This window comes from Niallia sp. M35, assembly GCF_050971705.1.
Classification (GTDB): domain Bacteria; phylum Bacillota; class Bacilli; order Bacillales; family Cytobacillaceae; genus Niallia; species Niallia circulans_A.
Genome location: NZ_JBPCEP010000006.1, coordinates 247362 through 261911 on the forward strand (window position 1 = coordinate 247362; position 14550 = coordinate 261911).

General features: G+C 37.2%; 13 protein-coding genes. 8 read left to right on the forward strand and 5 right to left on the reverse strand.

Features of this window, described 5'->3' with window-relative positions; translation table 11 throughout:
* The first annotated feature begins 135 nt into the window (after positions 1-135).
* From NiCM35_RS10210 to NiCM35_RS10225, 4 genes are all read left to right on the forward strand, one after another.
* On the forward strand, positions 136-471 hold the full coding sequence (locus NiCM35_RS10210) for a PadR family transcriptional regulator (protein ID WP_095329748.1): 336 nt from the start codon (positions 136-138) through the stop codon (positions 469-471).
* A complete protein-coding gene (locus NiCM35_RS10215; RefSeq protein ID WP_123260483.1) occupies positions 464-1435 on the forward strand; it encodes a permease prefix domain 1-containing protein in 972 nt (323 codons plus the stop codon). Before NiCM35_RS10210 ends, NiCM35_RS10215 begins: the two co-directional genes overlap by 8 nt.
* A gap of 36 nt (positions 1436-1471) precedes the next feature.
* Complete coding sequence (locus NiCM35_RS10220; protein ID WP_433779388.1) at positions 1472-1906, forward strand: hypothetical protein; 435 nt, start codon at positions 1472-1474, stop codon at positions 1904-1906.
* A 77-nt stretch (positions 1907-1983) separates the two neighbouring features.
* Positions 1984-2862, forward strand: a complete 879-nt coding sequence (locus NiCM35_RS10225; protein WP_095329746.1) for a VanW family protein — start codon at positions 1984-1986, stop codon at positions 2860-2862.
* A gap of 114 nt (positions 2863-2976) precedes the next feature.
* Here the strand turns inward: NiCM35_RS10225 and NiCM35_RS10230 are convergent, their stop codons facing one another.
* A complete protein-coding gene (locus NiCM35_RS10230; RefSeq protein ID WP_433779390.1) occupies positions 2977-3960 on the reverse strand; it encodes a ring-cleaving dioxygenase in 984 nt (327 codons plus the stop codon).
* A gap of 486 nt (positions 3961-4446) precedes the next feature.
* Here NiCM35_RS10230 and NiCM35_RS10235 point away from each other — a divergent pair, with 486 nt between their 5' ends.
* Positions 4447-5124, forward strand: a complete 678-nt coding sequence (locus tag NiCM35_RS10235; RefSeq protein ID WP_095329744.1) for a hypothetical protein — start codon at positions 4447-4449, stop codon at positions 5122-5124.
* 243 nt (positions 5125-5367) lie between these two features.
* Here the strand turns inward: NiCM35_RS10235 and NiCM35_RS10240 are convergent, their stop codons facing one another.
* Together NiCM35_RS10240 and NiCM35_RS10245 are read right to left on the reverse strand one after the other, a co-directional pair.
* Positions 5368-7197 (reverse strand): hypothetical protein, encoded by a 1830-nt coding sequence (locus tag NiCM35_RS10240; protein ID WP_123258334.1) that lies wholly within the window; start codon positions 7195-7197, stop codon positions 5368-5370.
* 156 nt (positions 7198-7353) lie between these two features.
* Complete coding sequence (locus NiCM35_RS10245; protein ID WP_163185385.1) at positions 7354-8460, reverse strand: GntR family transcriptional regulator; 1107 nt, start codon at positions 8458-8460, stop codon at positions 7354-7356.
* A 339-nt stretch (positions 8461-8799) separates the two neighbouring features.
* On the opposite strand from NiCM35_RS10245, the gene NiCM35_RS10250 reads away from it, so the two are divergent.
* The 3 genes from NiCM35_RS10250 to araA are packed head-to-tail and all read left to right on the forward strand — an operon-like array spanning position 8800 to position 12586.
* Positions 8800-10410: a xylulokinase gene (locus tag NiCM35_RS10250; protein ID WP_123258335.1), complete on the forward strand. Its 1611-nt coding sequence runs from the start codon at positions 8800-8802 to the stop codon at positions 10408-10410.
* Between the two features lie 21 nt (positions 10411-10431).
* The gene (locus NiCM35_RS10255; protein WP_095329740.1) at positions 10432-11127 is read left to right on the forward strand and encodes an L-ribulose-5-phosphate 4-epimerase; all 696 of its coding nucleotides are present in this window, start codon (positions 10432-10434) and stop codon (positions 11125-11127) included.
* A 40-nt stretch (positions 11128-11167) separates the two neighbouring features.
* Positions 11168-12586, forward strand: a complete 1419-nt coding sequence (gene araA / locus NiCM35_RS10260; RefSeq protein WP_095329739.1) for an L-arabinose isomerase — start codon at positions 11168-11170, stop codon at positions 12584-12586.
* A gap of 116 nt (positions 12587-12702) precedes the next feature.
* Here the strand turns inward: araA and NiCM35_RS10265 are convergent, their stop codons facing one another.
* Complete coding sequence (locus tag NiCM35_RS10265; RefSeq protein ID WP_164464077.1) at positions 12703-12876, reverse strand: hypothetical protein; 174 nt, start codon at positions 12874-12876, stop codon at positions 12703-12705.
* 408 nt (positions 12877-13284) lie between these two features.
* Complete coding sequence (locus tag NiCM35_RS10270; protein ID WP_123258336.1) at positions 13285-14550, reverse strand: M20/M25/M40 family metallo-hydrolase; 1266 nt, start codon at positions 14548-14550, stop codon at positions 13285-13287.

A 14550-nucleotide genomic window follows, 5' to 3' on the forward strand; every position in this document is an offset into this window, starting at 1 on the left:
CATAAAATTTATGTAAAGAAAGGGAGATCAGAATTTTTTAACATTTTTACTTCACCTGTCGTAGTATATATGGTAAAGTATAATTACTACGACAGTCATAGTATGACAGATAAAGTATTTGAAAGGGGTGATTTTTTGATTAGCAGTGATATCATTCGCGGCTATAATGACACCATCATTCTTTTTTTACTATTAGAAAAGGATTCTTATGGTTATGAAATTTCAAAAGATATACGAACATTGACTAACGAAAAGTACATTATTAAAGAAACAACCCTTTATTCTGCGTTTAATCGATTAATCAAAAATAACTATATTCATTCCTATTACAAAGAAGGAGAATTCGGAAAAAGAAGGACTTATTACACCATAACGTTAGAAGGCAGAAAATATTATCAGGAAAAATGCCAAGAATGGTTCGTAACCCAGGAAGTAATTAACTTATTTATTAAGGAGGGATATAATGAATAGCATTATAAATTATTTAGACAATGTCTTTGCCAGCTTACCAAAAACTTTAGAAATGGAAACACTGAAGCAAGAAATGCTCTCAAATATGGAGGATAAATATAATGAATTAAAAAAGGCTGGAAAATTGGAACATGAAGCAATAGGTATTGTCATTTCTGAATTTGGGAATATGGATGAACTGTTAAGTGAGCTTGATCTTCCCTTAACCGAGGAAACAGCACTAGAACACCAACTTACGGAAGAAGAGGTAACAACTTTTTTACAAAAAACAACAAAAGCAATGAATTTTATCGGAATAGGTGTGATGCTATGCATACTTGGCTCCGCCCTGCTAATTCTCTTCCTTCAATTGTATAATCAAGGATTGCTGAACGGCATAACCGAAAACACTGCCACTTTAATCGGTGTTGGTCAATTACTTTTATTGGTAGCAATTGCTGTTAGTTTATTTATTTATAGTGGCCAGCTATTAGAAAAGTATAAATTTATGGAAAAAGCAGCTAATTTTGAGCTTTCCACTCCTTTAAAAAAGAAAATAACAGCAGAAAAAGATGCATATCAGCCAATCTTTTTTCGTTCAGTAATTATCGGGGTAGCATTATGTATTTTATCCCCAATCGCAATACTAATAACCTCTGGTATGAGTGATCAAGCAGCAGTTTATGGGGTCTGTCTTTTACTAGTCTTTATCGCAATAGCAGTATACCTATTTATTATTAGCGGCGGCAAAAAAGATGCATATGAAAAGCTGTTAAAAGTTGAAGACTATTCCTTTGAAAAAAGAACAGAGGATAAAGTAATCGGCGCCTTTGCAGCGGTTATCTGGCCACTAGCTGTTGTCATTTTCTTAATTACTGGCTTCGTGTACGGAAACTGGCATATCAATTGGATTATCTTCCCAATAGCCGGACTGATAATGGCCATGTTTAGCGGTGCTTATACCATTATAAAAAAAGATAGATAGGAAAACAGAGCAATGGCGGTGTTTGTGAAGGAATAGTTGCACAAAAGCAGAGAGGATACCAGCCAAACTCCGGAACTTATCAGCCAAACTCTGGGGGTTATCAGCCAAACCCCGGGGGTTATCAGCCAAACTCCGGGGGTTATCAGCCAAACTTCGGGGTTATCAGCCAAACTTCGGGGGTTATCAGCCAAACTCAAATTTTATCAGCCAAACTCCAGGGGTTATCAGCCAAACTCAAATTTTATCAGCCAAACTCCAGGGGTTATCAGCCAAACTCAAATTTTATCAGCCAAACTCCAGGGGTTATCAGCCAAACTCAAATTTTATCAGCCAAACTCCAGGGGTTATCAGCCAAACTCAAATTTTATCAGCCAAAGCAGAGAGGATATCAGCCAAAGCAGCATCAAAAATGTCTCTCTGCTTCTTTACAATCTTCGAACTTCCAAACGAATACCTCTACTTCCACATTAAAATTACAAATAAGTACATTAAATAAAAAAACAAACACATATTAATGGATAACGGATATTTTTACGGAGGTATTTCTTATGTATGTTCATTTTTTACTCGGAGTGATGCTATTTTCCCATCCTGTACTTTTATCAGGTGATATTATTAAAGCAACAGAAAGTATATCACAACCAAAAGATAAGAAAGAAGAAATTTTTTTATGGAAATCCCCTGGTTTACCTGTTATCCATACAGATGAGTTCAATAAAGTGATGGAGGAAATAGATAAAAAAGTATATATCGCACCCAAAGATGCTGCCGTCAATAAGTATGGAGGGATTGTCCCTGAAGAAGTTGGCTATCGTCTGCATCGAGTTAAATTTATAGAGCAAATGTATGCACATTATTTCAATGATATTTCTAGTAACAAAGGGTATCCTCTAGAAGTGATTTATCCTAAGGTAGATAGTGAGCTGTTAGAAAGTATTCGCCGCAAAAAAATAGGCAGATATATAACATCTTTTAACATGAGGAATAAAGAACGGAGTATGAATATTTCTCTTGCTACTGAAGCGATTAATAACAGTGTCATTTTTCCAAATGAAAAATTTTCTTTTAATCAAATTGTCGGGAAAAGGACCGTGGAAAAGGGCTATTTACAGGCACCCGTCATTATTAACGGGAAATTTTCAGAAGATATTGGCGGTGGAATTTGCCAAGTTTCCTCTACCCTATTTAATGCAGTAGATAATGCGGGATTAAATATCATTCAACGATATTCACATAGTAGAAAAATCTCTTACGTTCCTCCCAAGCGAGATGCTACCGTTAGCTGGGACGGACCAGATTTTGTTTTTGAAAATAATTACGAACATCCCGTCCTTATTCAAGCCAAAATGTTAGGGCATCATTTACTCATAGAACTCTATTCAGCAGAAACTATCTCTTATCAACCTAGAAAAGTTCCTTATCTATAGAGGAAAAACAGAGGGAGGGTTCTTGTGAGAACAACATATATATCATTCTAAATAAGAAGAGGGATGGTCCTATTGAAGTTCATTAACCTCCATAGAAACATCCCTCTGTTTGTTTTACAAGTACTCTTTGTCGATTTCTATATTACTGCGCACTGTGTTTATAGGTCTTACGAGCTTTTCAATTTTTTCACGGTTTGGTTCAAAAAATGGTGGTAAGGATAATTTTTCTCCTAATGTTTCATATGGCTCGTCTCCCATAAATCCAGGGCCATCTGTTGCTAATTCAAATAAGATTTGCGGTGCAACATTGGAATATAAAGAACCGAAATAATAGCGCTCTACAAAACCTGAGTTTGGCAATTTAAAGCTGCTCAAGCGTTCTTGCCATTGATCTAATTCGCCACGATCTTCTACTCGAAAAGCAGTATGATGAACGGTACCAAACCCTTGTCTTGCTTGTGGAAGAATGGTGTTAAATTCTACAATAACTTGGGCACCATTTCCTCCTTCTCCCATTTCAAATAGATGGAATGATCCCTCTTGAGAAACTTCTTTCATTAAAAATACTTTTTCTAATACTTCTTGGAAGTATTCCAAGTAAGCAGTCCGAACAAATATTGGTCCTAATCCTGTAATTGCAAATTCTAATGGAACAGGTCCATTTTGCCATGGAGTCCCTGATGCAACTCCTGCATTTTTTTCATCCGAAATAAGTTGATATTGTTGGTCATCAAAATCTACAAATGACAATGTCTTTTTCCCAAACTGTTCTTGAATTCCTTTATGCTTCACTTCATACTTATCAAAGCGTTTTACCCAGTATTCTAAAGCTGCATCTGTCGGCACTCGGAATGATGTTTTGGAAATCTCATTTGTGCCGTGGACTCCCTTTGGTATGCCAGGAAAATCAAAAAATGTCATATCCGTACCTGGACTGCCGACATCATCCGTAAAATATAGATGATAGGTTTGAATATCATCCTGATTAACTGTTTTCTTTACCAATCTTAGCCCTAATACATAGGTAAAAAACTCATAAATTTTTTCGGCACTGCTTGTAATTGCTGTAATATGATGAAGTCCTTTTAACTCATTCATTATTATTTCCTCCTATTATTTATCTCGAAGTTGAGATATTTATATAAAAAATATATTTAATTAAGATATCTTTAATTCGAAATAATTTTATCACTTAATAGCATTTTGGTCAATTGTTTTTCTTTTACTATATTTTCTGCTTCCTTATAAACATCATAAATTCATATTCGTCAAAAAATAAGCCAACTTAACGTAGCCTTCTATTAAATACGATTGACTAATTTTATCTAAGAATTGAGTGGAAGTCTCCATTCATTTTATCAAACAATTATGGACAAGTCTTGAAAACTACCTTAATCGTAAAGGAGATTCTTAAATAATTGTTCTAGTACATATTCTTTCTTGTTTTCTTTTATATTTTAGGGGATTATTAATAGAACGGAGAATATTCACATAACTTTTTGGGAAAGTTAACATTGTCAGTATTATTCGATGAAAGTTCTAAACTTTATATAAGATAAATGATCACCGAAGGGAGAGTTTGACATGAAACTATATCAAGTAAGAAAAGGACAATTTGTATATTTTAACAATGAGTTGCACAGGGTATATTCTGTGAAGCCTGTATACAAAAAGTCCGTCCATCTTATCAAACTTAAAGATTTAACCCAGCATTTAACCATTGCCTCGAAAATTGAAAAATATAAACCAAAACAGCTTGACAGTTTTATTTTCAACCATAAGGCATATACACTTCACAAAGATAAAAAAGCTGAAGAAGGGGACTATATCTTAATTACAAATCCAAATCCCGATTACATGGACAGCTATTCATTAAACGAAATTGAAATTGTATCGTCTGTTGAACCCGATGGAGTAATCACAACAAAACATAATGGAGTCAAACATAATGAATATTTACTGATGATTCCAGGCCGTGATAATGACAGTAACTCTATAGATTATTTTAATAAAAATTTGGCAAATAGTGATATATTGAGCGACGATTCTGATCAACCTGAAAAAAGTACTCAAGGTGATATGCCGAGTATTGGTGATGTATATAAAAAAATAGGTGGGGATCACCCCCTTCAGACGATGGTGGTCGCTATCAACGGCGAAAAAATTTTCTTGGGAAATAACTTAGAAGTCTCTTTGAATGAGTTAAACGATAAGGAAATATGGGAGTTTCAATATAGCCTCCTAGAGACAGACCTGAAATGAACACAAGTGTCAGAAAGTGGATTTGATGAAAAAAGTGACGATTGTTTTTACGATTTCAATAGTCAGCAATCGGTTGTATTCTGCAAGTTAAACCAATAATGACCTATCAATGCCATATGTACTTGCTGCTCAGATTGCTCCAAATCGTAATGAAATCTTTATCTCTAAAAAAACATAAGAAAAAGAAGCGAAAAGACGGTTCTAATAAGGATAGACCTCACTAGAACCGTCTTCTTTGCTGTTCTACTTCAACAACTGCTTGGCTAATCTCCGTTCTTCTTTATCTTTTGTTGTGCTCATTATTGTTTTAAGGGCATGCTGTATTTCTGATAGCTGCCTAAAGGTTGGCGACCATTCTGCCAACACACTTAATCCTAGCCAACGTAAGCTTTCATTTTTAGTTTCTAGAGATGCGTAAACTAATGGTGCCCCTATTCCCTCGAATTCATGTAAATCTTGAATAATATACTCTAGACAATACTGTTCTTCCAGCGATAAACTGGATAAAGAAAAATGTGTTTCTGCAAAGGCACAAAGATCTTGAATAGACTGTAAATCCCTTGTTTCCATGATAGCACCATACAATATACTGTTTGTCGGCTCTTTCTTCAGCTTTTCAAATAATAGTGCCGTAATGTCTAATTGATAGAATCGAGCTATCTCCATTGCTCGGAAATCTACCTTCTCGCTCGATTGTAATACATCCAATGCCAGCTGTGACCATTTAGGGTTGTCTATAAACGGTTGAACAGCTTCTTGAATTGCCTTGCGTTCATGCTGCTTCCATTGTCCATTTAATCGCTCTTCCCAAATGTCATCTTCAGCATGAACAAATTCGCTTATTTTCATTATCGGATAAAAATCCTCTAAGCTTTCACAGTGGGTTGTGGCGTGGTGAAGGAAGCGAGTCATTACAGCACTGGCGTAAGGATATTGATCCATGCCGTCTTGATTTTCATCGTCTAATAAGCCTTCTATAATCATAGCCGCTCCCGTGTATAGCTCCTTGGAAATATTCACTTCGTAGAGCGCAACATCTAGCTCTCCCTTTACTGCACAACGATGCGCTAGGAAATCAGCAAATTTCCTATTTTCACATCCTTTTGTAAGCAGCCAATACTTCATTTCCGGCGTCTTCGCTTCTACTAGCTCAATCGCTGTCATTTTACCAATCCCTCGGACAGATTGAACTAGTTTCCATATTTGATCATTTACTCCCTTCCCTCCGCTTCTTATAGCGAATATAGCATATGGGGTAAACTCATCGTGTAAGCCGATTGTATATAAAAGCTCCTGATATTCCTCACAGTTCGTAAACCCGAGAACAAGAATAGCAAATTTAACAACATCTCTATGTGCAGCATGTTCTAATAGCCATAATGCCTCTTGCTGTGCCATCTGTTCATCCAATTCCGCTTGTCCTAACTGGTCTAGAAGCTCATCTCGATAGATGGCAATATGGTCAAAAATAATTTGATCATATGTCGCCTTTCTTGTTTTTATAGTGGGTTGTTCCAGCTGTTCTTTAAAAAGCTTCATCAGCTTACTCACAAAAAACGGCGTTTTCGGTTCATTCACGATGATATCAAATAACCCTGGCTCCAATGGTGGATTATCTTCTCCAAAAAAGTACGTATCATCTGGTAAAGTATTTTCTACTATTCTATTATTTTCTAGAACTTGTCTTTGAATAAACGGAACTATTTTCTCTTTATGATCCCAGGGCAGAAATTCAAGTTTTTCGGATTCCTGCAGAATCGTCTCATTATCAATTTTGATGCTGCAGTTTAAACTTACGTAGCCACCAATTTTAACAGAGACTTTATGCTTTTTCCCACCTTCCAAAGTGAGGACTCCCGATAGCTTTGTGTAAGGAATAATATGCGATAGTATTGATTTCCGTTTATTCTGAGCTACCGTTATCCCATCAATGATAAGCAACTCTTCTTTCATTTGATTGATCACTTCTATCACATGTCCTTTATAATGAACGGTCCAACTCTTTTGAACCTCTTTCTCTATATCCTTTGTTAAATTCCGCATTTCATGTTTTAATTCATCTTTAAAGCCCATGCCATTCCTCCTCATTTTTGAACACAACAAAAATGGATAGTTTAGTATATTCACCCATATCTACCCATATTTCTATTAAATACTATCTTTCCCTTTTAGGAAAGACTTTCAGTAAAAAAAGACACAAAAGGAGAGTTTTAGCGAGGACATCCCTCACTAAAACCGTCCCTCTGCATCCTCTGTCAGATCTTTCACTGTTTCTCCTTGGATGAGTTCTGGTTGGTAATAGTTTTCATTTTTTAAATCTTTTTTGCCTTGTAGTTTTCTAATAATCCATTCCGCGGCATCGTGTCCCATTTTTTCTTGGGGATGCGTTAAGGTTGTCAGCTTGATATTAGCGTTTTTAGCCATATAGGAATTATCCTGGCCAATAACAGAGAGTTGATCTGGAATGGCGATGTTCAGTTTTCTGCATACATTAACAACCTCTAATGCTACCTCGTCGTTATAGCAGACTATCGCTGTCATTCCGTCCATATTTTCATGTAGAAATTCCTTTAATTTCACCTTTAAATCAGGCTTTGTTTCGGTTGTAAAAGAATAAACATGCTCTGCTTGAAAACGCAGCTTTGCTTCTCCTAATGCTTTTATGTATCCCTTCATGCGAAACTTTCCTTGTAAGTCATCCATTTTCGCTATAAGTCCAATTTTTGTATGCCCTTTTGCGATTAATTCATTTGTTGCAAGATAGCTAGATTTCACATCATCAAGACAGAAGAATGGCACTTCTAGTTCTTCATAATAGGCATTGACCATAATGAATGGAACGTCTTGCTCTTTAAAGGCTAGATAGTAAGCAATATTTGGATTGTATAAATTACTTTTTGTCGGCTCTACAATTAATCCGTCTACTCCAAATGCCAGCATCATCTCCAATGCCTTCTTTTCTTGTTCCACATCATTGTTTGTGCTTGCTAATAATAAAGAGTAATCCTCTGCATTTAACCGACTTTCAATTCCTCGAATAATGGAAGGAAAGATATAATCAGATATATAGGTGGTAATAACACCAATTGTTTTCCTTTTGGATTTTCCGTTCCCTTTTAATTGATAGTAGTTACTTACATAGGTACCAGATCCTTTTTCACTTCGGAGAAATCCGTCATTGGACAATTCCAAGATTGCTTTTCGCACCGTATGACGGCTAACTTTATACATTTCCTGCAAGATTGATTCAGTAGGAATTTGTTCTCCAACCTGATAATCTCCAGAAAGAATTTTACTTTTTATATCATCAATGATGATCTGATACTTTAATTTCATTTAATGCACTTCCTTCAATGTAATGGCCATCCGGTATTTGTATGGTCATATTTTAGCATAACTGCTACAGAAACAAAACAATGCATATTAGTGCATACAAATTACACACAACTAATCACATTATATTTTTCCGACAATTTTTTATACGAACATACATAAATTTATTTTCAGGCTAGTATTAATAGTAATAAGGCTATTACTGCTTCTTTTTATTTGTGTGAACATTTATAAATATATTTGACAAATGTACGTACACATTATAAAGTATAGGTAGAAAAATGATATTAATAAAGGCTATTATCTCCACTGATTACGAAACCGCTGTCAAGGAGGGAATATATGAAAAATAATCGAGCAAATACCAAACAAGATATTGTTGAGGGGGCAACTTCACTTGGAATTGAATTCGGTTCCACGCGAATCAAAGCTGTCTTAATTAACAACCGTTTTGAAACCATCGCAACTGGAAGTTATGAGTGGGAGAATCTTTTAGAAGATGGGTACTGGACTTACAATTTAGTGGACATTATTACTGGCTTGCAAACCGCTTATAGTGAAATGAAACAAGAGGTTGAGCGAAATTACGGGGTAACTATTCGCACAGTTGGTTCGATTGGTTTTTCTGCGATGATGCATGGCTATTTAGCCTTTGATCATACTGGTGAACTACTTGTTCCATTTCGAACTTGGCGCAATACTACCACAAGTACTGCTGCAAAAAAATTAACTGATGTATTCCAATTCAATATTCCAGAAAGATGGAGTATTGCACATCTTTACCAAGCTATCTGGAATAATGAACAGCATATTCCGCGTATCGACCATATTACTACTTTATCTGGATATATTCATTGGTTACTAACTGGTCAAAAGGTCATCGGCATTGGCGATGCTTCCGGTATGTTCCCAATTGATGAAACAACGCAAGATTATAATGAATCAATGATAGAACAATTCGATGCATTAATTGCTGCAAAAGAATACCCTTGGAAACTGAAGGATATCCTTCCAAAAGTCGCTATTGCTGGAGAGCAAGCCGGAAAATTAACAGAAATAGGTGCAAAAATTCTGGATCGTTCGCGGAATTTACAACCTGGTATTCCCCTATGTCCTCCAGAAGGAGACGCCGGCACAGGAATGGTTGCAACTAACAGCGTAAAGAAACGGACTGGAAATGTCTCCGTTGGAACTTCTGTTTTTGCCATGATTGTATTAGAAAAAGACCTTTCAGCCGTTTACCCAGAAATTGATATTGTTACAACTCCAGATGGATCTCCAGTTGCAATGGTCCATGCCAATAACTGTACGAGTGATTTAAATGCCTGGATGCGCTTATTCCGCGAATTTTCAGAGGCAATGGGACAAAAGGTAGAAATGGACAAATTGTTCCATGTTTTATTAAACGCTTCTTTGAAAGCGGATGCAGATGGTGGCGGATTGCTAAGCTACGGCTATTTTTCAGGTGAAAATATTACTGGTTTGGAAAGCGGCCGCCCCTTATTCGTACGCTCGCCAGAAAGCAATTTTAATTTAGCAAACTTTATGAGAGTCCATCTCTTTACGGCCTTTGGAGCTTTAAAAATCGGTATGGATATTTTAACCCAGCAAGAAAATGTGGCAATAGATAGCATCTTAGGACATGGTGGTTTATTCAAAACTCCTGTTGTGGGACAAAAAATTGTGGCAGCTGCGATGAATACACCTGTTTCTGTCATGGATACTGCTGGAGATGGCGGCGCATGGGGAATCGCTATTCTTGCTTCTTATATGTTAAATAATAACGAGAATGATAGTTTAGAAGAATATCTCGACAAAAGAGTATTTAAAGAAGTAGATAAGCAAACGATTTATCCAGACCGCTTTGACGTAGAAGGCTTTGAAGAATTTATCGAACGCTATAAAAAAGGGTTAGCAATCGAAAAGGCTGCAATCGAAAATTTGATTCATTAAGGGATGATTGGAGGGATTTACATGTTAGAAAAGCTGAAAGAAGAAGTTTTTCTCGCAAATTTGGAATTACCTAAGCAGGGACTCGTGAAATACACATGGGGAAACGCCAGCGCCATTGATCGCGAAAGTGGTTTATTCGTGATTAAACCTAGCGGGGTTGATTATGAAACAATGCAGCCAAGCGATATGGTCGTAATAGATTTAGAGGGAAATGTTGTAGAAGGAACGTTGAACCCCTCCTCTGACACAGCTACTCACGCTGTTCTCTATAAACATTATCATGAAATCGGCGGGATTGTGCATACTCATTCCACTTGGGCAACTATTTGGGCTCAGTCAGGACTTGATCTTCCCGCTCTGGGAACTACACACGCTGATACTTTTTATGGTGCTGTACCATGTGCTCGCTTTTTAACACAAGAAGAAATTGATCGTGGTTATGAAGCAGAGACTGGTAAAGTAATCATTGAAACTTTCGAAGAACGGGGATTAGACATCTTAGCTATCCCTGGCGTTTTGCTTCATGGACATGGTCCCTTCACTTGGGGAAAAGATGCTAAATCAGCTGTTATGAACAGTGTGGTGTTGGATGAAGTGGCGAAGATGAATTTATTTACAAGAGAATTAAATCATTTTTCCAAAGAATTGCCGCAGCGTATTTTAGATAAACACTATTTACGAAAGCATGGAAAGAATGCCTATTATGGTCAAAAATAATATTTAACTATAAAACTATCATTAGAAAGAGGGAAATAGCATGTCAACTAATAAAGTATTTTGGTTTGTTGTAGGATCCCAGCATCTATACGGCGAAGAAGCGTTAAAGGAAGTCAAAGCCCATGCACAAACAATGACAGACACTTTAAATGAAAGTGGTCTACTGCCTTATCCGCTTGTTTTGCAAGATTTAGCAGTAAGCGCAGATACCATTACAAAGATGATGAAAGAAGTTAACTACCGGGATGAAGTAGCTGGCGTCATCACCTGGATGCACACATTCTCTCCTGCGAAGATGTGGATTCGCGGAACTAAGCTATTACAAAAGCCTTTGCTTCATTTAGCAACACAATACAATGAAAGCATTCCATGGGATACGATTGATATGGACTTTATGAATCTAAATCAAGCAGCTCATGGGGATCGAGAGTATGGTTTCATTAATGCACGTTTGAAAAAACAAAATAAAGTAGTGGTTGGCCACTGGCAACGAGCGAAAGTACAGCAGCAAATTGCTGATTGGATGGACGTAGCCGTAGCTTATAACGAAAGCTTTCAAATTAAGGTTGCACGATTTGGCGACAATATGCGTAATGTTGGGGTGACAGAAGGAGATAAAATCGAAGCGCAAATCAAATTTGGCTGGACCGTTGATTACTTTGGAATCGGTGACCTTGTTCAATATGTAAATGAAGTAAGCGAAAATGAAATAAATGATTTATTTGCACAATATGAAAAACTATATGACTTTGACTATGGAAGCTATAGTAAGGAAGATTGGGAAGCTAGCGTAAAAGTGCAGGCAAGCTATGAAATTGCCATTAAACGCTTCCTTGATGAAGGCGGATACAATGCTTTCACCACAAACTTTGAGGATTTATATGGTATGAAACAGCTCCCTGGTCTTGCTGTTCAGCGTTTAATGGCACAAGGCTATGGATTTGCCGGCGAAGGTGATTGGAAGACCGCTGCACTTGATCGCCTTCTAAAAGTAATGAGCCATAACGAGTCAACAGGCTTTATGGAGGATTACACCTATGAATTAGCTGTTGGCCAAGAAGCTGCACTTCAATCACATATGCTAGAAGTCGATCCAACTTTAGCAAGCAATAAACCGAAAATTATTGTATCACCATTAGGGATTGGCAATCGCGAGGATCCAGCTCGATTAGTATTTGACGGAAAAGCAGGAGATGGAGTTGTTGTTTCCATGGCTGACTTCGGTACTCATTACAAGCTTTTAATCAATGAAGTATCCGCATTTGAACCAACCGTTCCAGCCCCAAATCTCCCAGTAGCTCGGGTATTATGGAATATCAAACCAAATTTTCAAGAGGGCGTAAAGGCATGGATCGAAAACGGCGGCGGCCATCATACAGTCGTTTCTCTAAACCTAACAACCGATCAAATTATCACCTATGCAAAACTAGTTGATTTAGAATATGTCGTGATTAAGTAATGACCTCGGAGGGACGGCTTTAGTGCTACCCTCTACTCCAGAAAAAAAGGACGGCTTATGTGATTATTATATATTCTCACATGAACCGTCCCTTTGCTTCTTCTGCTCTCATTTATTCAACCTATCCCTCCTGGACCACTACTTGAATTAACTCGATTATAATGGACTACTTCTCCTAATTTGTCCGCTTGTTTATTTTCATCAGGTGCTGTCATTCCAGATTTCTTTGCGAAAAATAGCACAATTCCCATCACAATTACCACTGGTGCAAATAACCATAAAAATATCATTTTTACACCTCCACATCTATTGTTTAACAATTGCTACTTAAGAATACGTTTTAAAGAGCTAATTAGTTTCATTTATTTGGAAAAATCTGTTGGACGATTCTTGTATTTTTTTCCGTTCTATGTAGTCGGTTAGATTTATGTATTGAAAACTTACAAAAAACCATATCTCAATTCTAAACAGCTCTTTTTCCCATTACACTTTCCCTTTATTTTCTTATTTTACCTTTTCAATACTTATTATTTCTGTTAGAGAAATCAAGATAAAATTTGATGCTCTCCGTAGCTATAATAAGTCAAAGCTCCCTCTTGTTTTTCCTTTTTTCATCCATATGATTGTATGGCTCTTGCATATCCAAAGGGAATACCGTGTTCTTTTGATGGACTTGACCATTTAGCAGCAATTTAAGATTATTTTCCTTTCTCCAATAGTGGAGCGGTAACCTGTTCTAATCCAACTAAGCCGAGAATCGTTAATAATATTTTTTGTGCCCCAATATGAGCATCGGTAGGGTTATAATACTCCTGCAGTGTATGGAATCCTCCACCTTCGCCCCCACCGCCGAGCGTTAAGGCCGGAATCCCTAAATGAATAGGAACGTTCGAATCAGTGCTACTTGCCTGATCTAGGATCGGTTCAAAACCTAGCGCTACTGTCGCACATCGAGCAGCTTGCACAATTACACTATTTTTATCTTGTGATCCTGCTGGACGATCGCCTACTTTTTCTATCTGAAGACTAACTTGTGCTTCCACATTCCAGCGAGCATTTTCTTCTTCCTTTGCTTGCTCCATCAAATGTAAAAATTTACTTTCGATTATTTCAAGCTCTTCTTGCGAATTCGAACGTAAATCAACTAGCATCTCTGCTGTCTCCGCAATCGTATTAACAGAAGTTCCTCCTTTTATCATCCCTACATTAAACGTCGTCTTTGGTTCAACAGGTGTTGCTAGATCAGAAATTTTGGCAATGGCTCGCCCTAATGCATGAATAGGGCTTGGAATACCAAAATTCCCAAAACTATGCCCACCAGGTCCTTTAAATAAAACATTAAATCTTTTGCTTCCTGTGCCTAAATAAGTGATACGACTTGGATCCCCAGGCTCTATCGAGATAAAACCATCTATATCTTGCCGATTTTCAAATAATGATTTCACCCCTCTTAAATCTCCTAGCCCTTCTTCCCCCACTGTGGCACCAATAATAAGATCTCCTTCTGTCTTTATCCCCGCCACAGCAAGAGCACGTATAATCGTTAAAACAACCGCTAACCCTCTTCCATCATCACAAATCCCCGGCGCATAGATTAATCCGTCTTCGTGGACAGCCTTTACATTTGTCCCTTTTGGGAACACGGTATCTAAATGAGCACAAACAACTAAGGAAGGACCATTCCCGCTTCCTGTCAGTACACCAAAAACATTTCCTACCTCATCTGTAGTTACTTTTTGAACACCTAACGATTCTAATCTCTTTTTATACCATTCTCCTTTTTCCTTTTCTTCAAAGGTTGGTGCCTCTATTTCCGTCAATTCAATTTGTTCCTTGGTTGTTGCTTCGTTATCCTCTTCTAAAAATTTGAGTGCTTTTTGGACTTGCTCATTCTCAGCAAGTAGTTTATATACTTGCCCTACCTTCTCGGTTAACCCCTCTGTTTTGTGCTCAATATTTGTCAT